The 20,763-nt window shown below is 66.3% G+C and carries 20 protein-coding genes and 3 pseudogenes; 15 read left to right on the top strand and 8 right to left on the bottom strand.

The genetic code is table 11. The features are described from left to right. The first annotated feature begins 29 nt into the window (after nt 1–29). The 9 genes from FEZ32_RS04940 (at nt 30) to FEZ32_RS04975 (ending at nt 6,682) form a co-directional block, all read left to right on the top strand. Complete coding sequence (locus FEZ32_RS04940) at nt 30–1,073, top strand: NAD(P)H-dependent glycerol-3-phosphate dehydrogenase (RefSeq protein WP_028701948.1); 1,044 nt, start codon at nt 30–32, stop codon at nt 1,071–1,073. A gap of 433 nt (nt 1,074–1,506) precedes the next feature. Next, nucleotides 1,507–1,944: a PTS sugar transporter subunit IIA gene (locus tag FEZ32_RS04945; protein WP_097798068.1), complete on the top strand. Its 438-nt coding sequence runs from the start codon at nt 1,507–1,509 to the stop codon at nt 1,942–1,944. After that, entirely contained in the window at nt 1,944–2,222 is a 279-nt protein-coding gene (locus FEZ32_RS14045) for a PTS sugar transporter subunit IIB (RefSeq protein WP_217496625.1), read from the top strand. Before FEZ32_RS04945 ends, FEZ32_RS14045 begins: the two co-directional genes overlap by 1 nt. After that, nucleotides 2,222–2,437: a PTS sugar transporter subunit IIB gene (locus FEZ32_RS14050; RefSeq protein ID WP_217496626.1), complete on the top strand. Its 216-nt coding sequence runs from the start codon at nt 2,222–2,224 to the stop codon at nt 2,435–2,437. Before FEZ32_RS14045 ends, FEZ32_RS14050 begins: the two co-directional genes overlap by 1 nt. Before the next feature lie 15 nt (nt 2,438–2,452). Then, nucleotides 2,453–3,268 carry a PTS mannose/fructose/sorbose transporter subunit IIC gene (locus FEZ32_RS04955; protein ID WP_138680100.1) on the top strand — a complete coding sequence of 272 codons (816 nt, stop codon included), beginning with the start codon at nt 2,453–2,455 and terminating at the stop codon, nt 3,266–3,268. An 11-nt stretch (nt 3,269–3,279) separates the two neighbouring features. After that, complete coding sequence (locus FEZ32_RS04960; protein WP_028701951.1) at nt 3,280–4,137, top strand: PTS system mannose/fructose/sorbose family transporter subunit IID; 858 nt, start codon at nt 3,280–3,282, stop codon at nt 4,135–4,137. A gap of 296 nt (nt 4,138–4,433) precedes the next feature. Beyond that, the gene (locus FEZ32_RS04965) at nt 4,434–5,207 is read left to right on the top strand and encodes an HAD hydrolase family protein (protein WP_175415726.1); all 774 of its coding nucleotides are present in this window, start codon (nt 4,434–4,436) and stop codon (nt 5,205–5,207) included. After that, a complete protein-coding gene (locus tag FEZ32_RS04970) occupies nt 5,204–5,650 on the top strand; it encodes a hypothetical protein (protein WP_051237993.1) in 447 nt (148 codons plus the stop codon). The genes FEZ32_RS04965 and FEZ32_RS04970 overlap by 4 nt, the downstream gene beginning before the upstream one ends. A 3-nt stretch (nt 5,651–5,653) precedes the next feature. Beyond that, nucleotides 5,654–6,682 carry a LacI family DNA-binding transcriptional regulator gene (locus tag FEZ32_RS04975; protein ID WP_138680102.1) on the top strand — a complete coding sequence of 343 codons (1,029 nt, stop codon included), beginning with the start codon at nt 5,654–5,656 and terminating at the stop codon, nt 6,680–6,682. Nucleotides 6,683–6,714: 32 nt separating this feature from the next. Here FEZ32_RS04975 and FEZ32_RS04980 read toward each other — a convergent pair whose 3' ends face one another. The 4 genes from FEZ32_RS04980 to FEZ32_RS04995 form a co-directional block, all read right to left on the bottom strand. Continuing rightward, the gene (locus tag FEZ32_RS04980; RefSeq protein WP_028701954.1) at nt 6,715–7,440 is read right to left on the bottom strand and encodes a hypothetical protein; all 726 of its coding nucleotides are present in this window, start codon (nt 7,438–7,440) and stop codon (nt 6,715–6,717) included. Continuing rightward, nucleotides 7,437–8,363, bottom strand: coding sequence for an ABC transporter ATP-binding protein (locus FEZ32_RS04985; RefSeq protein ID WP_028701955.1), 927 nt, complete (start codon nt 8,361–8,363; stop codon nt 7,437–7,439). Before FEZ32_RS04985 ends, FEZ32_RS04980 begins: the two co-directional genes overlap by 4 nt. A gap of 15 nt (nt 8,364–8,378) precedes the next feature. Further along, nucleotides 8,379–8,765 carry a GntR family transcriptional regulator gene (locus FEZ32_RS04990; RefSeq protein ID WP_051237994.1) on the bottom strand — a complete coding sequence of 129 codons (387 nt, stop codon included), beginning with the start codon at nt 8,763–8,765 and terminating at the stop codon, nt 8,379–8,381. A 165-nt stretch (nt 8,766–8,930) separates the two neighbouring features. After that, on the bottom strand, nt 8,931–9,992 hold the full coding sequence (locus FEZ32_RS04995; RefSeq protein ID WP_138680854.1) for a lipoate-protein ligase LplAB: 1,062 nt from the start codon (nt 9,990–9,992) through the stop codon (nt 8,931–8,933). Between the two features lie 258 nt (nt 9,993–10,250). Between FEZ32_RS04995 and FEZ32_RS05000 the strand changes: the two genes are divergently transcribed. From FEZ32_RS05000 to hisC, 3 genes are all read left to right on the top strand, one after another. Next, the gene (locus tag FEZ32_RS05000; protein WP_084149153.1) at nt 10,251–12,446 is read left to right on the top strand and encodes an amino acid ABC transporter substrate-binding protein/permease; all 2,196 of its coding nucleotides are present in this window, start codon (nt 10,251–10,253) and stop codon (nt 12,444–12,446) included. Beyond that, nucleotides 12,443–13,192, top strand: coding sequence for an amino acid ABC transporter ATP-binding protein (locus tag FEZ32_RS05005; RefSeq protein WP_028701959.1), 750 nt, complete (start codon nt 12,443–12,445; stop codon nt 13,190–13,192). The genes FEZ32_RS05000 and FEZ32_RS05005 overlap by 4 nt, the downstream gene beginning before the upstream one ends. Before the next feature lie 339 nt (nt 13,193–13,531). Continuing rightward, entirely contained in the window at nt 13,532–14,620 is a 1,089-nt protein-coding gene (gene hisC / locus FEZ32_RS05010; RefSeq protein ID WP_420809254.1) for a histidinol-phosphate transaminase, read from the top strand. A gap of 61 nt (nt 14,621–14,681) precedes the next feature. On the opposite strand, the gene FEZ32_RS05015 is transcribed toward hisC, so the two are convergent. After that, nucleotides 14,682–15,563, bottom strand: a complete 882-nt coding sequence (locus FEZ32_RS05015) for a patatin-like phospholipase family protein (protein WP_036980319.1) — start codon at nt 15,561–15,563, stop codon at nt 14,682–14,684. Between the two features lie 406 nt (nt 15,564–15,969). Here FEZ32_RS05015 and FEZ32_RS05020 point away from each other — a divergent pair, with 406 nt between their 5' ends. Further along, nucleotides 15,970–16,734, top strand: coding sequence for an IS5 family transposase (locus FEZ32_RS05020; protein ID WP_244937914.1), 765 nt, complete (start codon nt 15,970–15,972; stop codon nt 16,732–16,734). Here FEZ32_RS05020 and FEZ32_RS05025 read toward each other — a convergent pair. The 3 pseudogenes from FEZ32_RS05025 to FEZ32_RS05035 form a co-directional block, all read right to left on the bottom strand. After that, nucleotides 16,668–17,039: pseudogene (locus FEZ32_RS05025) on the bottom strand (transposase); the annotation flags it as partial. The gene FEZ32_RS05020 and the pseudogene FEZ32_RS05025 sit on opposite strands and share 67 nt — an antisense overlap. Nucleotides 17,040–17,072: 33 nt before the next feature. Beyond that, nucleotides 17,073–18,378 (bottom strand): annotated as a pseudogene (locus FEZ32_RS05030) (IS256 family transposase). A gap of 128 nt (nt 18,379–18,506) precedes the next feature. Then, nucleotides 18,507–19,478, bottom strand: a pseudogene (locus FEZ32_RS05035) (ISL3-like element ISPfr3 family transposase); the annotation flags it as partial. Nucleotides 19,479–19,630: 152 nt separating this feature from the next. Here FEZ32_RS05035 and FEZ32_RS05040 point away from each other — a divergent pair. Both FEZ32_RS05040 and FEZ32_RS05045 read left to right on the top strand, forming a co-directional pair. Then, nucleotides 19,631–19,837 carry a hypothetical protein gene (locus tag FEZ32_RS05040; RefSeq protein ID WP_244937915.1) on the top strand — a complete coding sequence of 69 codons (207 nt, stop codon included), beginning with the start codon at nt 19,631–19,633 and terminating at the stop codon, nt 19,835–19,837. Next, nucleotides 19,834–20,727, top strand: a complete 894-nt coding sequence (locus FEZ32_RS05045; protein ID WP_138680104.1) for a carbohydrate ABC transporter permease — start codon at nt 19,834–19,836, stop codon at nt 20,725–20,727. The genes FEZ32_RS05040 and FEZ32_RS05045 overlap by 4 nt, the downstream gene beginning before the upstream one ends. The last annotated feature ends 36 nt before the right edge of the window (nt 20,728–20,763 follow it).

Raw genomic sequence — 20,763 nt, forward strand, 5'->3', positions numbered from 1 at the left:
TACTGAGCACTCGCGAAAGGACATCACAGATGCCAACCTTCACCGTTCTCGGCGCAGGTGCCATGGGCACCGCGCTGTGCAAGCCGTTCATCGACGCCGGGTGGGAGGTCCGGCTGTGGGGAACCTGGCTCGACGACCACCTGATCGACGCGATCGAGGCCGGTCAGCCCCATCCCCGGATCAAGGTGGCGGCCGCCCCCGGGATCAGGACCTTCCGCTCCGGCCAACTGGCTGAGGCCCTGGAGGGGGCCGACGTCGTCGACATCGCTGTCACCTCCGAGGGACTTCCCAGGGTCACCGAGATGGCTCTCGATCACATCGCAGGGCTGAGGGCGCTGTGCCTGACGGCGAAGGGATTCTGGACCGACCCCGAGGGCAGGATCCGTCTGCTGCCCGACGCCATCCGCGCCATCGCCGACCAGAAAGGAGTCTCGCTGCCCCCGCTGGTCGCCGTGGGCGGCCCGGTGAAGGCCAACGAGTGCGCCGCCGGGGAGGTGACCGCCACCACCTACGCCTCCAGGGATCTGGCTCTCGCCGAGACACTGGCCCGCGAGGCTGCCACCGACACCTACGGCATCCGGCCCAGCGACGACGAGACCGGGGTGGAGCTGTGCGCAGCCCTCAAGAACGTCTACGCCATCTCCCTGGGCATCGCCGACGGGTTGGGGGAGGCCACCGGGGTGCCGCGTCACAATCTCAAGGCGGCGGCCTTCGCCCAGGCGATCCGCGAGATGTCCCTGCTGGTGGCCGCGGTCGGCGGGCATTCCGAGACCCCTTACGGGCTCGCCGGGGTGGGCGACCTGGAGGTCACCGGACTGTCCGGGCGCAACAAGCTCTACGGGGTCCGACTCGGCAAGGGGGAGACGCCCGACGGCGCCCTCGCCGAGATGAACCGGCTGGAGCAGACCGTCGAGGGGTACCCAGCCGCACCGCTGGCGGTGGCCTTCGCCCACCAGGCCGGTGCCGATGAGGGGACACTCCCGCTGCTCCACGCGGTGGCCCGGATCCTCCAGGGTGGCGTCGACGACGTCTATGCCGCCGTGGCGGCAGCCGTGAAGCCGGCCAGGCCCTGATCTGGCGCGCCCGGACGGGTGCGCGCTCAGAGAGGCGTCTTGAATCGCGGACAGACTGTGATAACTCGCACAAGATGCCTTGCCGCACGGCACAAGGCGGTCCCGGTCCGGAGGGTGTTTCGGACCGGGCCGCCTTTCCATGTTCATACAAAACAGCAAACGCTCATAACTACTGAGCGCGACATCGTCGGGTTCTGATTATTACCGAAATGTTACGAGTCCCGGTCGGGCGCGTGATATCGGGGTGGCGAGCCTAGTCAGCACCGAATCTGTGAGTCCCGTGGCGGATCCTCGCGCCGTCGTGTCCCGAGCCCCGGGGAGTCACTCTTGTCAACGTTGTCAACGTTGTCAATCGTGTGGTCGGATAACGGCGAGTCACAACTCGGTGACCCCAGGGGCCGTGGTGCCCCGATACATGCAAGGAGAACCAAGGATGGTTGCTCTGGTCATCGCCGCACACGGCGAAATGGCCCCGGCACTGCTTGCCTCCGCCGAGATGATCGCCGGCCCCTCAGAAGACGTGAGAGCCGTCACCTTCTCGAAGTCGGAGGGGCCGGATGACCTTCTCAAGAAATATGAGGACGCCAGCAAGGAGCTCGGCTCCGACGTCCTGTTCCTCGTCGATCTGTTCGGCGGGAGCCCGTTCAACGCAGCGGCCCGGTTCGCTGCCGCCCACCCCGGCACCGACGTCGTCACCGGCGTCAACCTGCCGATGCTCATCGAGGTGCTGATGAGCCGGGCGGTGCTCACCGACGTTCCGGCGCTCGTCCAGCAGGCCCGCACCTCCGGCACTGCCGGGGTGCGCACGTTCAGCGACATGAACACCACCTCGGCCAGCGACGCCGGGGACGATGAAGGAGATGAACTCTGATGAACATCAAGTTGCTGCGCATCGACTCCCGACTGATCCACGGTCAGATCGCGAACAACTGGGTCAACACGGTCGGCGTCCAGACCATGATCGCGGTCTCGGACCAGGCCGCCCACGACGACATCCGCAAGACCCTGCTGCTGCAGGTCGGCAAGGAGAACACGAAGACCTTCGTGCTCGACCTCGCCAAGATGATGCGGGTCTACAACAACCCGAAGTACAAGGACCTCGACGCCCTCGTCGTGGTGGAGTCCCCCCCCAGGACGTCATCCGACTGATGGACGCCGGGCTGCCCGTCGACAAGGTCAACGTCGGCGGCATCACCTACCGCGAGGGGATGACCCGGGTCACCGAGTCGGTCTCCGTCGGTCCCGCCGAGATCGAGGCCTTCCAGGAGCTCGACAAGCGCGGCATCAAGCTCGAGGTCCAGCAGGTCCCCTCCAGCTCGCGCGCCAACATGATGGACAAGCTCCGCTCCGCGAAGCTCATCTAGGACGGGGATCACCACATGTCTGCAGTTCAGATGATTCTCGTCATCCTGGTGGCCCTGGTCGCCGGCATGGCGAGTGTGCTCGATGAGCGCCAGTTCCACCGTCCCCTGGTGGCCTGCACCCTGATGGGTCTGGTCCTCGGTGATCTTCACACCGGTGTCATCCTGGGCGGCTCCCTGGAGCTCATCGCCCTCGGCTGGATGAACGTCGGTGCCGCGATGGCCCCGGACGCCGCCCTGGCCTCCACGATCTCCGCGGTCGTCGTCATCGCCAGTGGACAGGGGGTCGCGGAGGGCATCGCGATCGCCGTGCCGCTGGCCGCCGCCGGCCAGGTGCTGACGATCTTCGTCCGTACCATCAACGTGTTCTTCCAACATCAGGCTGACAACTTCGCGGCGAAGGCGAGCTTCAGAGGCGTCGAACTGATGCACGTCACAGCCCTGCTCCTGCAGGGTCTGCGCGTCGCCATCCCGACCGCCGTGGTGGCCGCCGTCTCCGGCACCAATGCGGTCAAGAACGCCCTCGACGCCATCCCCCATGTCGTCACCGGTGGCCTTCAGGTGGCCGGCGGCTTCATCGTCGTCGTCGGCTACGCCATGGTCATCAACATGATGCAGGCCAAGGCCCTCATGCCCTTCTTCTTCCTGGGCTTCGTGGTGGCCTCGTTCACGAACTTCAACCTGGTCGGTCTCGGCATCATGGGCGCCTGCCTCGCCGTGATCTACGTGCAGCTCAACCCGCTGTACCACGACCAGATCAAGATGCCCGCTGCCGCCACCGGCGGAGGCGGATCAGCCGCTCTCGATGACGATCTCGACGACGAGCTGGACTGAGGAGGACACCCATGACTACAGACACTGTTCCCGAGACCAGCAAGGCTCCTGCCGGGGCTCTCACCAAGAAGGACTACCGGTCGATCTACATCCGGTCCACCTTCATGCTGGGATCCTTCAACTTCGAGCGCTTCCAGGCCATCGGCGTGGCGGTCTCGCTGATCCCCTCGATCAAGCGGTTCTACTCTGACAAGCACGATCAGGCCGAGGCCCTCAAGCGCCACCTGGAGTTCTTCAACACCCACCCGTGGATCGCATCGCCGATCTTCGGCGTCGTCTCGGCGATGGAGGAGCAGAAGTCCAAGGGCGAGCCCATTCAGGACTCGGACATCACCAACGTCAAGATCGGCCTGATGGGGCCGCTCGCCGGCGTCGGCGACCCGATCTTCTGGGGCACCGCCCGACCCGTCCTGGCGGCTCTCGGCGCCTCGATGGCGCTCACCGGATCGGTCATCGGACCCCTGCTGTTCTTCGTCGTCATCAACATCATCCGGATGCTGATGCGCTGGTACGGCTTCAAGGTCGGCTACGAGCGCGGCACGGCCATCGTCTCCGATCTCGGCGGCGGCCAGCTCAAGAAGCTCACCGCCACCGCCTCGGTGCTCGGCCTGTTCGTGATGGGCGCCTTGGTGTCCAAGTGGACAACGATCAACTTCCCACTGGTCATCTCCAGGTACAAGGGAAGTGACGGCAAGGAGGTTGTGACAACCCTCCAGAGCATCCTGGACTCCCTGCTGCCAGGCCTGGTCGCCCTGCTGCTGACCTTCCTGTGCATGTGGATCCTCAAGAAGAAGGTCAACCCGATCTGGATCATCTTCGGCATGTTCGCCGTCGGTATCCTCGGCTACTGGTCCGGGTTCCTCGGCTGAGGCCGTCGATCCTGAAGATTCCGCCGGGGTCGGGTCCCGGGTCGTTCGACCCGGGACCCGACCTGCGGTCGGGATCGTCGTCATCACCTCGTGATGGCACCCGTCCCGCACACCGCGCTCCCGCACCCGCACTCCGCAACCCACCCTCCACTACCCGCCCTCCGCAACCCACCGTCACCAGTCGTCGCCCCACGCGCAGCTCCACCCGTCACTGACGTCGCGTGGACGAGATCCTGGCTCCGTCGCCAGGGGATCGAGGTCCCATGAACATCGAGTCTCATGAGCATGGAGTCCGCATGAGTACCGTGCTTGCCACCGATCTTGACGGAACGGTGGTCTTCGAGGACGGCATCCACCCCGCCGACCGGGAGGCCATCGGATCCTGGCTGGCGGCCGGGAACACCCTCGTGCTGGCCACCGGAAAGTCCGTGGACGCCGTAAGACTCGTCTGGCACGAGGTCGGGATGCCCGACCCCGACTACGTCATCGCCTTCACGGGATCGGTCATCACCGACGGCTCCCTCCACCCGCTGGCCGTCACCGCCCACCAACCCGGCCTGCTGGACGACATCGTCTCCCTGGTGGACGGCGAACCCCTGGTGCTCTACGCCTCGGACATCGAGCACGACTACGTGGTCGCCGCCCGGGTCTCGCAGCACTCCTCGATCGTGCCGCGGTCCTACCCGGCCGACCTCGACCGACTCCGTCACACCGACCTGTTCGGCATCCCCCTCTACATCCCCGACCCGACCGTGATGGACCGCGTCGAACCCGCGCTCAGGAAGCTGTGCGCCGGCCGTGCCGAGGTGCACCGCAACCAGAACTTCCTCGACGTCGTCCCGCCCGGGGTGTCCAAGGGGGCCGGCCTGCGCCGGCTCCTCACCGATCTCATCGGCGACCACGGCGACGTCTACACTCTGGGCGACTCGTGGAACGATCTGTCCATGCACGAGGTGGCAGACCACCCCGTCGCGCTGGCCCACTCGCCCGCGCAGGTGCGGGCGCACTGCGAGGCCACCGTGGACTCCGCCGCCCAACTCATCGCCCAGATCCTCAAGGAGCAGAAATGATGGCCATCATCCCTCGCAAGGAGGACCGCCCCAGCAAGGAGGAGCGGCGCACGGCCGCAGCCGAGTGGGTGCGCGGCGAGTACGGCCACGGGGGGTACACCTACGGGGTGAGCAAGCTGGTCACCGGTCTCATGGTGCTCGGCGGCGTGCTCTACCTGGTCACCCCCTGGGCGATGGTGGTCTGCCTGGCGGTCGCGATCATGTCGATGCTCGGCCGGCGGATGCTGGAGCGTCAGGCGACCGGGGACTTCTCCGACCTCGCCGAGGCGAAGAAGCAGTACAACCGCACGCACAACGGCGAGTACCTCGACTTCGTCGAGGCCCGTTCCAAGCAGATGCTGCGCGACAACAAGGCGCTGCGCCCCGAGAGCAAGAAGGTCGTCTCGGAGTACCTCGACTGGGCTGAGCGGCGTCAGGCCGGCAACGCACGGAAGGGTCGGTGACAGGTGGCCTCACCGGCGACCCGCCGCCCGACCATTCGCGACGTCGCGAGGCTGGCCGGGGTGTCGACCAAAACCGTCTCCAGGGTGATCAACGAGTCCCCCGAGGTGGCCCGTAAGTCCCGCGAACGGGTCGAGTGGGCGATCCATGAACTCGACTTCACCCCCAACGTCGCCGCCGCCGGGCTGCGCCGGAACGACCGCTCGACCCGCAGCATCGCGGTGGTCACCCAGGACCTCGGCAACAACTTCTCCTCCCAGCTGCTGAGGTCGCTGGAGCGCTCGGAGTTCCTCAAGGACGTCGCCCTGCTGGCGGCCAGCCTCGACGAGGAGCCCGAGAGGGAGCGCCGGGTGGTCAAGGATCTGGTGGCCCACCAGGTCGACGGCCTGGTGCTGGTGCCCACCCTGTCCGACCAGTCCTATCTGCGCACGGTGGTGAACTCCGGGCTGGCCGTGGTCTGCGTGGACCGTCGGCCGCGCGGCCTGCCGGTCGACTCCGTGACCACCGACAACTGGCTGGGCGCGCAGATGGGAACCGCTCACCTGATCGCCGCCGGCCACCGACAGATCGCCTGTCTGGGTGACCGCACCACGATCGAGCCGGCCCAGGACCGGCTGACCGGGTATCTCGACGCGATGCGCGACGCCGGTGTCCCGGTCGACTCCAGGCTGGTGCTCTCCGGGGAGCGCTCCGCGGAGGACGGACGCCGGGCGGTGCAGTCCCTCATCGACGAGGGTGTGGACTTCACCGCCATCCTGGTCTGCCGCAATGATCTGTCGATCGGCGCCCTGGAGGCCCTCCAGCACAACGGTCTCCAGCACACGGTGGCCATCGTCGGCTTCGACGACATGCCGATGGCCTCCCTGGTCGACCCGCCGCTGACCGTCGTGCGTCAGGACATCGACCAGCTCGCCCGGGCCACCGTGGACTGCCTGGCCGAGCGGATCCGCGGCAGTTCCGCAGCACCTCGCGACATCGTGATCCGGCCCACCCTGGTGGAGCGCGGGTCGGGGGAGATCCCGGCTCCCCGCTGATCGTGGCCGGCGTCGGGGGCCGTGGCGCCTGCTCAGACGGTGCTGCGGCGGACGGCGATGAAGCTGCCGGCCGCGGCGACCAGACCCAGAACCGTCGTGGCGATCGTGATCAGCCAGGCTCCCAGCCGCATCAGGGCCGGACCCCAGGCCTCCCACTGCCACACGGTCAGCGCCAGCCCGCCGCACAGCACGACTCCCAGGGCGACCGAGGCGACGATGACCGCCCGCGGTCCCCAGGCCCGGAACAGGGTGCCGAACCCGGCGCCCAGGAACAGCGAGCACAGCGAGGTGGCGGTGATGGTGAGGAAGGTCTGCCACGGGTCGCCGCTGCCCAGGACGAAGACGTCCATCGCCCGGGCCCCGATGAACCAGTGGTCGGTGGCCTTCTCGAGCCACAGCAGCAGCACGCTGCCCACCCCGGTGACCAGGGAGATCACCAGGAAGCCCAGTGAACTTCCCAGCCAGAAGGACTTTCGGGTGGAGCCGAAGGCCATCGCGGTGGCGAACTGCCGGTTGACCGTCATCGCTCCCAGGGTGACCAGGAATCCGGGGATCGAGAGCACCGATCCCATGTTGTTGGCCATCCCCATCGATGCCTGCGGGTCGAGGGGGAGTCCGGTCCTGATGCCGATGATGAGCACGATGGCGACCGAGATGATCACCATCATCGCCAGGATCGACAGCGGTGCCAGGAGCACCGAGCTCAGCGAGTAGACGGTGAGTCGGAACGACCGGAGGGGTCGTGGAGTGCGGTTCATGACTGTGCTCCTTCCGGGGCGGTGGACGCCGGCTCGGACATCACGCCGAGGGCGGCGACGAGGTCCTGGAGTCCGGCCGGTTCGATCGAGACGTGCAACTCCTCGGCCCGCCGGTGGGCCTGGCCGTTGAGGTTGCCGCGCACCATGGTCGACTCGATGCGTCCCATCGACTTCCGGGAGAGCACCTCCAGGCCGGCCACCACCTGGGCGACGTCGGCGCTCAGTCCGCGCACGGTGAAGGACTGGGAGGTGATCGAGTCGACGTCGGCGTGCATCTCCACGTGGCCCTGTCGCATCAGGATGACGTCCTCCATGAGGGAGGCGGCCTCGTCGATGAGATGGGTGGACATGATGACGGTCCGCGGCACCTCGGAGATCTCCTGGAGCAGCTCGGAGTAGAAGATCGAGCGGGCGCTCGGGTCAAGGCCGAGGTAGGGCTCGTCGAGGAAGGTGTAGGGGGCGCGGGAGGCCAGCGAGATGGTGATCGCCAGGGCCGAGCGCTGCCCCCGCGACATCTTCTTGAGCCTGGTCCGGCGGGGCAGCCGGAACCTCTCGGCCAGGGTCTCGGCGGTCTGGGCGGACCATCTCGCGAAGAACCTGGGGGCCACCCTCATGAGGATGTCGAGGGTGAAGTCGTCGTGCCACCGCTGGTCCTCGTGGATGAAGCAGGTGCGCTCCAGGATCTCGGCATTCTCGGCGGGGTGCCGGCCATCGATGAGCACCTCGCCGGAGGTGGGGAAGATGTGATTGCAGATGATGGACATCAGGGTCGTCTTGCCGACCCCGTTGGACCCCAGCAGGCCGTAGACCTGGTTGGGCGGCAGCTGGAGGTCGATGCTGTGGAGGACCTCGGTGCGACCGAAGGACTTGGACACTGAGGAGATGGTGATGCCGCTCTCGGCGGCCGTGCCGGTGGTGGGCATGGGATGCTCCTTCCGTCAGGGGCGGGAGTGGGTGGGCCCGGAACGTTGGCGGTGGATGAGTGTGATGAGGTCGTCGGTGGACAGGCCGACGCGTTCGGCCTCGTCCAGCAGGGGAGCGAGGTAGCTCTCGGTGAACCGGGCTCTTCGCTGTTCCCGGAGCAGTTCGACGCCGTCCTCGGTGACGAACATGCCCAGCCCCCGTCTCTTCTCGAGGACCTGCTGGTCCACCAGTCTGTTGAGGGCCTTGCCCGCCGTCGCGGGGTTGATCTTGTAGAACGCGGAGAGCTCATTGGTCGAGGGCACGTGGCTTCCGGAGGGGTAGACGCCGGAGAGGATGTCGTCGGCGATCTGGTCGGCGAGGGAGAGGAAGATCGGGCGACCGTCGTCGAGCACAGGACTCATGTGCACCTCCTTGGTTCGTTACTCAACTAGTGAACCACTAAACCAAGGAGGGATCAAGGCCTCCGGCAGATGTGTTGTCGATGCCGTGTGTGGTGGTGATGCCGTGTGTGGTGTTGATGTCTTGCCGGGAGGGATCCACCCGCCCCTCCCGGACCCGGCCCGGGCTCAGGACAGTCGGTGGGTCCACTCCTCGGTGGAGAACTTCGTCCGGCAGCGCTCCTCGGCGACCGCCAGGTCCTCATCGGTGATGGACCCGTCGGTGGCCCCGTACTTCTCCTTGAAGTGCCGGTAGAAGACGTCGAGAATCGCCGATCGCGACATCCCGGTCTGCGACCGCATCGGGTCCACCCGCTTCACCGCCGAGCGATGCCCCTTGTCGCGGACCTTCTCCTTGCCGATCCGAAGCACCTCCAGCATCTTCTCGGCGTCGATGTCGTAGGACATCGTCACGTGATGGACCATGTAGCCGTTGCCGAACCGCTTCTGCGCGGCGCCGCCGATCTTGCCGGCCGTCGAGGCGATGTCGTTGAGCGGGACGTAGTGCGCACTCACCCCGACCTCCGCCAGAGCCTCCATCACCCACTGGTCCAGCATCGGGTAGGACTGGGCGAAGCTCAGCCCGTCAACCAGTGCCTGGGGGATCACCAGGGAGTAGGTCACGCAGTTGCCCGGCTCCATGAACATCGCCCCACCGCCGGTCACCCGCCGCGAGACCGTGATCCCGTACCGGTCCACCCCCGCCTGGTTGACCTCGTTGTCATAGGACTGGAAGGAGCCGATCACCACCTGCGGGGCGTTCCACTCCCACAGCCTCATGAAGGGGCGACGTCGTCCGGCCGCCACCTCGGCGACCAGGGTCTCGTCCATCGCGACATTGACCATCGGGTCGACGACCGGGCCGTGGATGACATCGAAGTCGATGTCGTCCCAGTCCACCGCGCGACCCAGAGCCCGGCGGACAGCGATCCCGACCCCCTCCGGGGTGATTCCGAAGGGGACGTCGGTGGGCAGCAGGGCCGCCCTCACCCGGGCCGCCATCTCGGTGGCCGAGGACTCCACCGGGACCCCCTCCAGGCAGGAGGTGATGCGCCCCAGGGCCTCATCGGGCTCCAGGAAGAAGTCGCCGGAGATCTGCAGGCCGCTGAGCCGGGAGTCCTCGACCCCGGTGTCGACGACGATCAGTTTTCCGCCGGGAACCTTGTACTCGCCGTGGTGCTCACCGTGCATTCCGCATCGCCTTTCGCTGGTCTCCATCGAGCTCTCCGGAGCCACGCCATGCTATGTGCTCGGCTCCTCCCACGGCGGGCATTCATCCGAGGGTGAGATGGGCTCAAGGTGTCTCGATGACGTCGTCGACACCGTCCCGTAGTCCTTTCGTGTGTCCTCTGCGAAACGTCTCGACACAGCGAATGCCCACGCCAACTGGCGAAACGACCCTGTAGCGTCACGGCGTATCTATCCGCCACTTGACCGCTTGGAGGCCCCATGCATTCCAGAACTCGCAGGTCGCGGTGGGCGACCCGCTTCGCCGCCCTCATCGGCGTGCTGGTCACGCTTCTCGCCGTAGCGCCCGGATCTCAAGGGGTCAGGGCCTGGGCCGACGACTCTCCGGGCGATTCGGTGAAAGGTAAGTCCTTCGTCATCGCCACCGACACCACGTTCGCTCCGTTCGAGTACCGCGATGCCCAGGGCAATATGACCGGCATCGACATGGACCTCATCCAGGCGATCGCCAAGCAGCAGGGGTTCACCGTCAAGATCAAGTCGGTCGGATTCGACGCGGCCCTGCAGGCCGTCCAGTCGAAGCAGGCCGACGGGGTGATCGCCGGGATGTCGATCACCGACGAGCGCAAGAAGGCCTTCGACTTCTCCAACCCGTACTTCGCCTCCGGCATCCAGATGGCGGTCAAGAAGTCCGACACCTCGATCAAGTCCTACGAGGACCTCAAGGGCAAGACGGTGGTGGCCAAGACCGGCACCGAGTCGCTGTCCTTCGCCCAGGCCAACGCCTCCAAGTACGGGTACACGGTGAAGGCCCTCGACAAGGCCGACACCATGTACTCGGAGGTCAACTCCGGCAATGCCTCGGCCGTCTTCGACGACTACCCGGTGCTGGCTTACGGCATCAAGCAGGGCAACGGCCTCAAGGTGGTCACCGCCAAGGAGGCCGGCGCGTCCTACGGCTTCGCCGTCCTCAAGGGCACCAATGCCGCCCTCCTCAAGGCCTTCAACACCGGCCTGGCGGCGATGAAGGCCGACGGCTCGTACCACAAGCTTCTCGTCAAGTACCTCGGCGACAATGCCCCGGCCGATGACGCCGCGGTCGCGGCGGTGAAGGGCAAGTCCTTCATCATCGCCACCGACACCACCTTCGCCCCCTTCGAGTACCGCGATGCCAAGGGCAACATGACCGGCATCGACATGGACCTCATCCGGGCCATCGCCAAGCAGCAGGGGTTCACCGTCCAGATCAAGTCCGTCGGGTTCGACGCCGCCCTCCAGGCGGTCAAGGCCAAGCAGGCCGACGGCGTGATCGCCGGGATGTCGATCACCGATGAGCGCAAGAAGGTCTTCGACTTCTCCGACCCGTACTTCGACTCGGGCATCCAGATGGCCGTCGCCAAGGACTCCGACATCAAGGGGTACGACGACCTCAAGGGCAAGACGGTGGTCGCCAAGACCGGCACCGAGTCGCTGTCCTTCGCCCAGAAGAACGCCTCCAAGTACGGGTACACGGTGAAGGCCCTCGACAAGGCTGACACCCTCTACTCCGAGGTCAACTCCGGGAATGCAGCCGCCGTCTTCGACGACTACCCGGTACTGGCATACGGCATCAAGCAGGGCAACGGTCTCAAGGTGGTCACCGCCAAGGAGTCCGGTGCCTCCTACGGTTTCGCCGTCCTCAAGGGCACCAACGCTCCGCTGCTGGCCGCCTTCAACGCCGGTCTGAGCGGCATGAAGACCGACGGTTCCTACCAGCAGCTCATCGACAAGTACCTCAAGGCTCCTGACTCCGAGTCGGACAAGAACGAGGGGTTCTTCGCCCTGCTGGCCGAGAGCTTCCCAGCCCTCATGAAGGGCCTGGCGATGACCGTGGCGGCCACCGCGCTGTCCCTGCTGATCGCCCTGGCGCTCGGCGTCATCTTCGGCTTCTGCAAGGTGTCCGGGGTCAAGATCCTGTCGGGCATCGCATCGGTCTATGTCGCGATCTTCCGCGGCACCCCGCTGCTGGTGCAGGCCTTCTTCTTCTACTTCGGCCTGCCGACCGTCACTGGACAGAAGATCGATGTCTTCACCGCCGGAGTGCTCACCCTGAGCCTCAATGCCGGCGCCTACATGACCGAGATCGTCCGCGGCGGCATCCAGTCGGTCGATCCCGGACAGATGGAGGCCTCCCGGTCGCTGGGCCTGAACTGGCTCCAGTCGATGCGCAAGGTGGTCGTGCCCCAGGCGTTCAAGATCATGACCCCCTCCTTCATCAATCAGTTCGTCATCAGCCTCAAGGACACCTCGATCCTGGCTGTCCTGGGATTCGCCGAACTGACCTACCAGGGCCAGCAGATCATCGCCCGTAACTTCAGGTCCTTCGAGATCTGGATCATGGTGGGCGCGATCTACTTCATCGTCATCTACGCCCTGACAACACTGTCGAACTTCGTCGATCGGAAGGTCAACAAGTGAGCGAGAACACCACCGAGGCGCCGGTCGTCCAGGCCGTCGACCTGCACAAGAGCTTCGGCTCCAATGAGGTGCTCAAGGGCATCAGCAGCACCATCCAGAAGGGGCAGGTGGTCTCTGTCATCGGGCCCTCCGGGTCGGGCAAGTCCACCTTCCTGAGATGCCTCAACCTGCTGGAGGAGGTCACCTCCGGGAAGGTCCTCATCGAGGGCCATGACCTCACCGACCCCGGCACCGACATCAACGAGGTGCGACAGAAGATCGGGATGGTCTTCCAGCACTTCAACCTCTTCCCGCACATGACCGTGACCGAGAACATCATCATGGCCCCGGTGCAGCTGAAGCGGATGACGAAGGCCGAGGCCCTGGACCGGGCCGCCGATCTGCTGGGCCAGGTCCATCTGGAGGACAAGGCCGATGCCCGGCCCGCCCAGCTCTCCGGCGGACAGAAGCAGCGGGTGGCGATCGCCAGGGCGCTGGCGATGAGGCCCGATGTGATGCTCTTCGACGAGCCCACCTCCGCCCTGGACCCGGAGATGGTCGGCGAGGTGCTCGATGTGATGCGAAAGCTCGCCAGTGAGGGCATGACGATGATCGTGGTCACCCACGAGATGGGCTTCGCCCGTGAGGTGAGCAGCCATCTCATGTTCATGGCCGACGGGGTGGTGGTCGAGGAGGGGGATCCCCGCCAGATTCTCGCCCACCCGCAGGAGGAGCGCACCCAGGACTTCCTGTCCAAGGTGCTGTGAGCCGGACCTGAGACGACTTCTGCCACCACGGCGGCACGGCCTGCGATATCCACGTGGTGCCTGCCGTGGTGGCAGATCTCGTGTGGGGGTTGACGGGGCTGTGGTTGAGATCTGCCATCTGTGGGCCGGGGGCTGGATAATCCACGCGGTGGCTGCTGTGGTGGCAGATCTCATCGGTACCTCCCGATGTGGCACCAGCCCGGCGCCGGCGGATTCCCCTGTGTGGTCCGGTCTGGTGCTTGGCGGCCCCGTGCCGGCAGGTGCATTTCCCCATGTGGCCCCTGATGAGCACCGGGGCCGGCGTGTGAAACAGTCAGAGGTGCGTGTCAAGCAGGGAGGATGTCAACGATGAGCCGACGCGATGTGGTGAGGTCACTGCCGCCGTACAAGCAGGGAGCGGCCGAGGGGCCCGATGCGGTCAAGCTGTCCTCGAACGAGAATCCGTACCCGCCGCTGCCCTCGGTCGTGGCCGAGATCGCCGACCGGATGCGGGATCCGCGCGGCAGCTTCAACCGGTACCCCTCGATGGGGGCCATGGAGCTGCGCACCGCGATCGGCTCTCGATTCGGGGTCACCGCCGACCAGGTCGCCGTCGGTGCCGGATCGGTGGAGGTCGCCACCCAGCTCGTTCATGCCACCGCCGGAATGGGGGATGAGGTGATCTTCGCCTGGCGGTCCTTCGAGGCCTACCCGATTCTCACCGTGGTGTCCGGGGCGACCCCGGTGAAGGTGCCGCTGACCGCCGACCTGCATCACGATCTGGCGGCGATGCTCGCCGCGATCACCGATCGCACCCAGCTCATTCTGCTGTGCACCCCGAACAATCCCACCGGCACCACCCTGTCCACCGATGAGGTGGAGCACTTCCTTTCGCAGGTGCCCGAGAACATCGTGGTCGCCATCGACGAGGCATATGTTCACTTCAACCGGGACCCGCAGGCGGTCTCCGGGGTGGAGATGGTCTCCCGGCACCCCAATGTCATCGCCCTGCAGACCTTCTCCAAGGCATACGGGCTGGCCGGTCTGCGGGTCGGCTTCGGGATCGGGTCGGTCGAGATGTGCGAGGACCTGCGCCGGGTGGCCGTGCCATTCGCCGTCAGCGATGTCGCCCAGTGCGCGGCGCTGGCCTCACTGCAGCACGAGGACGAGCTGACCGAGCGGGTGGAGAAGATCGTGGCCGAGCGCGGCCGGGTCACCGCCGCCCTGCGCGACCAGGGTTGGACGCTCGGCGACTCCCAGGCCAACTTCGTGTGGCTGCCCACCGGTGACGACACCGCCCGGATCGACGAGGTGCTGCGCGGCGAGCACGTCTTCGCCCGCTGCTGGCAGGGCGAGGGGATCCGGTTGAGCATCGGCAGCCCGAGCGAGAACGATCGTTGCCTGGCCGCCTTCGCCCGAGCCATCGCTCCGGCACCGGTTCGAGCCTGAAAGCTGCTCCCGGGCGGGCCATCGACCCGGTCCGGGGGCGGCCCCGGTTCGGGCTTGAGGCTCAGATCCCCAGGAACTCCCGCCAGCGGGGCCACTCCCGGTTGATCTGACCCATCCCCAGACCGAAGCAGCGCCGCAGCTTGGCGACACTGCGCTCCCGGTTCGAGATCGTCATGGTGTCGGGGAAGAAGAGCACCGCCCGGCCGTCCCTCTCCAGGTCGAACAGCTCCTCGCGGGTGGCATTGTAGCGGCGCCACCGGCCGGCCACCGCATCGGCGACCGCGGGGCGAAGGCGGAAGATCCGGCGCAGCGCCCGGATGTCGCGGGGCGGCTTCTTGACGTAGTTGCGAGGCCTGGTCATCACCACGGCGAACCGCCGGTAGCCGTCCATCTGGGCGGCGTCGAGCGGAATTCCGCCGTCGGGTCCGATCGCTCCGTCGACGTACTCCTCCCCGTTGATCGTCACCGGGGGCATCAGCCCGGGCATCGTCGAGGAGGCCTGGACGATCGTCATGAGGTCGCCCATCGAGGAGACGTCCTTGCGGGTGAACCAGCGCCGGGTGCCGTCCGCGGTGCGGGTGGCGCCGATCCGCAGGGAGGCCGGGTTGGCGTTGAAGGCGGCGTAGTCGAAGGGCAGTGCCTGGCCGGGGGCCGAGGTCTGCTGATAGATGTAGTCGGCGTTGAACAGTCCGCGTCCGGTGAGGAAGGTCCACAGGCTGCCGACCCGCGGGTCCCCGGAGAACTCCACGAAACTGGCCCGGGCCCGTTGCGGGTCATTCGACAGGTAGTTGGCGGTGTGCGAGGAGCCGGCGGAGATCCCCGAGACATGGGGCAGGTGAACCTGTTCGCGAAGCAGCTTGACGATCACCGCGGCGGAGTAGCTGGCGCGCATTCCGCCACCCTCCAGAACCAGGGCGACGTCGTCAACGGTGAAAGCTCCCATGCCGCCGATCCTGCCACCACGGCCCCGGGCGGTGAGACTCTGGGTGAATGTGGGTCGTCCCCGGCGGTGCTCGCTCATCCTCGCGTTCACTGCGGTAGCGTCGTCATCCGGAGAGCCGGCGGTGGCGCCGACATTTCCGGGCATCATCCCGGGGGTCCGAAATGATCACCGGCATGGAGCGGATCGCTCAGAAGATTCGATCGAATCTGCACCCGAAAGCCCGTTGATGACGCACTATGTGAGTGCGACGTAACGGTTCGGTTGCAACCACTGCTCCTGCTTGTAGCCGACTACGGGGCCTTAGAGGTTCCGCCGATAGGTGGGGAGCGTGTCGTTGTGGGGGTGCGGGCATGAGGCCTGCTACACACGGTTTCGACCAAGAAATCAGTGCTGCCAGGGGTTCCTCATGCCCGCTCTTCCATCTTCCATCATCGAACCCATCTGGGACCAGTTCCACTCCCTGATTCCACCCGTGGTGGACACTCACCCCCTGGGATGCCACCGCCCCCGGGTGGATGCGCGCATCGTCTTCGACAAGCTCATCCAGGTCCTCAAGTGGGGCATCCCCTATGAGGGGATCGCGGATGAGACCTGTTCAGCCACCACGATCCGGCGGCGCAGAGATGAGTGGATTCAGGCCGGAATCTTCCAAGACCTCGAGGACCTGTGCCTGAAGGCGGCAGACAAGATGCTCGGCCTCCAACTGGAGGACCTCACCGTGGACGGGTGCATCGTGAAAGCACCGTGCGGGGGTGAAGCCGCAGGACGGAGCCCCGTTGATCGGGGCAAACAGGGCACGAAACGCTCCCTGATGATCGAAGGCCAAGGCCTGCCCATCGGGTTCGTCATCGCAGGGGCCAACCGGCCTGACTCACCACTCCTGGAAGAAACACTCCAGCAGTTGGCCCGCTTCGGGTTTGACCTGCCCCAACGGATCACTGTCCACCTCGACGCCGGTTACGACTCGAAGAAGACCCGCGACCTCTTGAACACCCTGGGGTGCGACTATGTCATCAGCAAGAAGGGCGAGCCCCTCCAAGCCGGGAAACGCTGGATGGTGGAACGCACGAACTCCTGGCACACCAGAGGCTTCCGCAAACTGGCTCATCCGAATCCAGGGTGTAGTCGGGGTCTGAACCCGCCGGTCTCGAGCAGGGATCTGGCGATGTAGTTGGTCAGGTTGCGGAACCCCAGCGCCGAGCCGCGCAGGTGCTCGAGCCTGCCGTTGATCGCCTCGGTGGGCCCGTTGGAGGTGCTGGGCCGGTCGAAGTAGGCCAGGACGTCGGCGGCGCGCTTCTTCAGCGTCCTGCCGAGCTTGGTGATCTCGACCAGGGCCTTGGGGACGCCGGTGCTGATCGAGTCGATGAGCCGGGCCATCAGCTCGCGGCCGTGGCGCCGGTTCTCGTGGCGGTAGGCGGCGATCATGCGCTGGTAGACGCTCCAGGTGACCTCGACCTCGACGTGGGCGTCGTCGGCGAGAGCAATAGTCAAGACCTGTGGATCGGCGTGTCATGCGGCTTGAGCGTCACCTCCTGATTCGTGGGTGGAGGTCTGCTCGTCGTGGCCGTCTGGTCGTTCGACGAGGATGCCGTTCTTGAACGTTGCGCCGGCGCGGACGAGGGCGACGAGGTGGGGCGCGTTCACGGCGCGCCACCTGGTCTGGGCGGACTCGATGAGCTTGAAGGCCATCGCGATTCCGGCGGCTCGGGAGCCGGGTCCCTTCGTGACGCGCTGGCGCAGCCGGACGGTCGCGAACGTGGACTCGATCGGGTTGGTCGTGCGTAGGTGAACCCAGTGCTCGGCGGGGTAGTTGTAGAACTCCAGGAGGACGTCGAGGTCGTCGGCGATCTTCGCGGCGGCCTTGGGCCACTTGGTGCCGTAGTCAGCGACGAACGCCTCCGCAGCACGCTCGGCGTGGTCGCGGTTCTCGGCGTTCCAGATCTCGGCCAGCGCGGCCTTCGCGCCCGGCTGCGCGGACTTCGGCAAGGCGTTGAGGACGTTGGCGATCTTGTGGAACCAGCACCGCTGCTCGCGGGTCTGGGGCCAGACCTCGCGCAGCGCGGCCCAGAACCCGAGCGCCCCGTCGCCGACCGCGAGGACCGGAGCCCGCATCCCGCGGCGCTTGCAGCTGCGGAGCAGGTCGAGCCAGGACTCGGTGGACTCTCGGTGCCCGTCGTCGAGCGCGACCAGCTCCTTCGTGCCGTCAGCACGGACACCGACGATAACCAGCAGACACACCTTGTCCTGCTCCAGGCGGACCTTGAGGTGGATCCCGTCGACCCAGCAGTAGACGAAGTCGGTGCCGGCCAGGGACTGCTGGTTGAACGCCCTGGCTTCGTCTTGCCAGTCCCTTGGTCAGCCGTGTGATCACCGACGCCGACAGGCCGTGGCTGGTGCCGAGGAACTGCTCCAGTGCGGGGGTGAAGTCACTGCTGGACAGGCCGTGCAGGTACAGCAGCGGCAGCACCTGCGCAACCCGTGGCGACTTCCTGGCCCACGCCGGCAGGATCGCCGAGGCGAACCGCCTGCGCTCACCGGTCACCGGGTCGACCCGCTTGTCGTTGACCCGCGGCGCCTTGACCGGGATCGCGCCCGCCGCGGTGGTCACCTCCCGCGGCTCGTGGAAGCCGTTGCGGACCACCAGGCGACGACCCGCCTCGTCGAGCTCGTCGGTGAACTGCTCGACGTAGGCCGAGACCTCGGCCTGCAACGCCGCCGCCAGCATCTGCCGAGCGCCGTCGCGGACGATCTCATCGAGCAGCGACCCACCGGCTGCATGGTTGGACGCCTCGACGTCTTGGACTACCTTCAACATGAGCGCACCTTCCCGAACCAGCGCGCCAACGCCGGTCCTGATCAGAGTTCTGTGACTACAAGATCTTCCTCGGGAAGGTGCGCTCCGTCGCGCTCACCCGCCGAGGGCCATCCACAGGTTCTGATCATTGCTCCGTCGGCGAACAGGGTGTCCAGTCGGTCCTTCTGCTTGTCGTTGAGCAGGTCCGCGCCGGTGGACAGGGTCCGGCGGGCGGCATAGAGCGGGTCGCCCTTGCGGCCGCGGTGCCCACAGATGGCCTGCTGAACTCGCCGTCGGCACTCATCGAGCGCCTCGCCAGCGAGGCGCGTGACGTGGAAGGGATCTAGCACCGTCACCACGTCGGGAAGTTCCTCGACGGCGGCGGTCCTGAACCCGGTGAAGCCGTCCATCGCGACCACCTCCACGCCGTCGCGCCACTCCTGCGGGCGGTCGGCCAGCCAGGTCTTGAACGCCTGCTTGGAGCGTCCTTCGACCATGTCCAGCAGCCGTGCCGGGCCGGTGCCATCTCGCACTGGGGTGAGGTCGATGATCACGGTGACGTACCTGTCGCCGCGACGGGTGTGGCGCCACACGTGCTCATCGACCCCGACGACCTTCACCCCCTCGAAGCGGTGCTCCTCGTCGATCAGCACCCGCTTGCCCTCGGCCAGAACGGCGTCGTGGGCGGTGTCCCAGGCCACCCCGAGCCCCTCGGCGACCCGAGCCACGCTCAGGTGCTGGACCACGATCCCTTCCAGCGCCCACCGCAGAGCGCGCCGAGACAACTTGGCCCGGGGCTCGGCCGCGGCGGTGGTGTCCTGGCGCCACACATACCCGCAGCCGCTGCAGCGGTAACGGCGCACGACGACCTCCAGCGTCGTGGGCCGCCAGCCCAGTGGTTCGTGGGCAAGCCGTCGGACCACGGTGTCACGTGGTCTCCCTTCGCAGCCGCAGCGCCGGCACCACTGGTCGGGCTCGACCACCTGGCAGGCCAATACGGCACGATCCGGCTCGAGTCGCTGCCCGGTGACAACGAGGCCGAGTTCGTCGAGGCGGCAGAAGGCAGTCAGGTCGGGGCTGGCGAACGCATCAGCGCGCCCGCCGACGGTAGCGTCGTGCACGTCGAGGTCTTTCGGGCTGAGTGTGTAGGAGCTCTCATCCTCGGGAGACCTCGACCTCTATCCGGCCACCGACGCGCCGGCCCGCCGCGCGACGTGCGCTACACCCTCATCTGGGAAGAGCCGGTATTGCATCCCTGGACGCCTTCGTCTACATGAGCGTGCTGAACCCCTTCGGCGGGCCGGGCAACTCGACCCTGGTGATGAGCCAGCAGCTGTTCTCCACGGCATTCCAGAAGGGCCAGTACGGCATTGCCTGTGCAATGGGCGTTGTGATCGCCCTGATGACCATGATCTTCGCCGGGATCATCGGTCTGCTCAACCGTCTCACCGGCGGTAAGGACACGGTGACGATGGCATGAGCAGTCAACTCACGGCTCCCCTGTCGGCCGACGAGGTCGCGGTGCACCACGTCAAGGTCACCAAGGGTGACAGGGCGGTATCGACGGTCTCCCACATTCTGCTGATCATCTGGTCGGTGATCGTGGTGGGTCCGCTGCTGTGGACCCTGGTCACCTCCTTCAAGACCACCAGCGAGATCTTCTCCTCCCCCTTCGCTCTTCCCAAGAAGATCCAGTGGAAGAACTTCAGCAACGCCTGGACCACCGCGGGCATCGGCGACTACTTCATCAACACCGTGATCGTGGTGTTCTCCGCCCTGATCCTGGTGATGGTCTTCGGGGCGATGTCGGCCTATGTGCTGGCGCGCCTCAGGTTCTACGGGAACAAGGTCATCTACGTGCTGTTCCTGGCCGGGAACACCTTCCCGATCTTCCTGGCCGTGGTGCCGCTGTTCTTCACCCTGAAGAACATGGGACTTCTCAACACCCGTCCCGGCCTCATCATCACCTATGTGGCCTTCGCCCTGCCGTTCACCGTCTTCTTCCTCTACGCCTTCTTCAAGACGCTGCCGAATGAGATCTACGAGGCGGCGGAGATCGACGGTGCGGGGGAGTGGCAGACCTTCTTCCTGGTGATGCTCCCGATGGCCAAGCCCGGTTTCGCCTCGGTCGCGATCTTCAACTTCCTCGGCCTGTGGAACCAGTACCTCATCCCGGTCGCCCTCAACACGAACACGAGCAACTACGTGCTCTCCCAGGGCCTGGCGGCCTTTGCCGCCCGGACGAACTACGAGGTCGACTTCGGCGCCCTGTTCGCCTCGGTGGTGCTGACCATCCTCCCGGTGCTGATCGTCTACATCATCTTCCAGCGTCAGCTCCAGGGGTCGGTGTCCCAGGGCACCATGAAGTAGCCGTTCGGAGTCGCACCGGACGCCAACTCAGAGACG

Origin of the sequence: Acidipropionibacterium jensenii, assembly GCF_005890135.1 — a bacterium.
Taxonomy (GTDB): domain Bacteria; phylum Actinomycetota; class Actinomycetes; order Propionibacteriales; family Propionibacteriaceae; genus Acidipropionibacterium; species Acidipropionibacterium jensenii.

Coding starts and splice junctions, on each gene's coding strand:
- FEZ32_RS05040 (WP_244937915.1), top strand. CDS start 19,631: ATGAGCGTGCTGAACCCCTTCGGCGGGCCGGGCAACTCGACCCTGGTG.
- FEZ32_RS04945 (WP_097798068.1), top strand. CDS start 1,507: ATGGTTGCTCTGGTCATCGCCGCACACGGCGAAATGGCCCCGGCACTG.
- FEZ32_RS04990 (WP_051237994.1), bottom strand. CDS start 8,765: ATGAGTCCTGTGCTCGACGACGGTCGCCCGATCTTCCTCTCCCTCGCC.
- FEZ32_RS04985 (WP_028701955.1), bottom strand. CDS start 8,363: ATGCCCACCACCGGCACGGCCGCCGAGAGCGGCATCACCATCTCCTCA.
- FEZ32_RS04965 (WP_175415726.1), top strand. CDS start 4,434: ATGAGTACCGTGCTTGCCACCGATCTTGACGGAACGGTGGTCTTCGAG.
- hisC (WP_420809254.1), top strand. CDS start 13,532: ATGTCAACGATGAGCCGACGCGATGTGGTGAGGTCACTGCCGCCGTAC.
- FEZ32_RS14050 (WP_217496626.1), top strand. CDS start 2,222: ATGGACGCCGGGCTGCCCGTCGACAAGGTCAACGTCGGCGGCATCACC.
- FEZ32_RS04960 (WP_028701951.1), top strand. CDS start 3,280: ATGACTACAGACACTGTTCCCGAGACCAGCAAGGCTCCTGCCGGGGCT.
- FEZ32_RS04940 (WP_028701948.1), top strand. CDS start 30: ATGCCAACCTTCACCGTTCTCGGCGCAGGTGCCATGGGCACCGCGCTG.
- FEZ32_RS04980 (WP_028701954.1), bottom strand. CDS start 7,440: ATGAACCGCACTCCACGACCCCTCCGGTCGTTCCGACTCACCGTCTAC.
- FEZ32_RS04995 (WP_138680854.1), bottom strand. CDS start 9,992: ATGCACGGTGAGCACCACGGCGAGTACAAGGTTCCCGGCGGAAAACTG.
- FEZ32_RS14045 (WP_217496625.1), top strand. CDS start 1,944: ATGAACATCAAGTTGCTGCGCATCGACTCCCGACTGATCCACGGTCAG.
- FEZ32_RS04970 (WP_051237993.1), top strand. CDS start 5,204: ATGATGGCCATCATCCCTCGCAAGGAGGACCGCCCCAGCAAGGAGGAG.
- FEZ32_RS05015 (WP_036980319.1), bottom strand. CDS start 15,563: ATGGGAGCTTTCACCGTTGACGACGTCGCCCTGGTTCTGGAGGGTGGC.
- FEZ32_RS05000 (WP_084149153.1), top strand. CDS start 10,251: ATGCATTCCAGAACTCGCAGGTCGCGGTGGGCGACCCGCTTCGCCGCC.
- FEZ32_RS05045 (WP_138680104.1), top strand. CDS start 19,834: ATGAGCAGTCAACTCACGGCTCCCCTGTCGGCCGACGAGGTCGCGGTG.
- FEZ32_RS04955 (WP_138680100.1), top strand. CDS start 2,453: ATGTCTGCAGTTCAGATGATTCTCGTCATCCTGGTGGCCCTGGTCGCC.
- FEZ32_RS05020 (WP_244937914.1), top strand. CDS start 15,970: ATGCCCGCTCTTCCATCTTCCATCATCGAACCCATCTGGGACCAGTTC.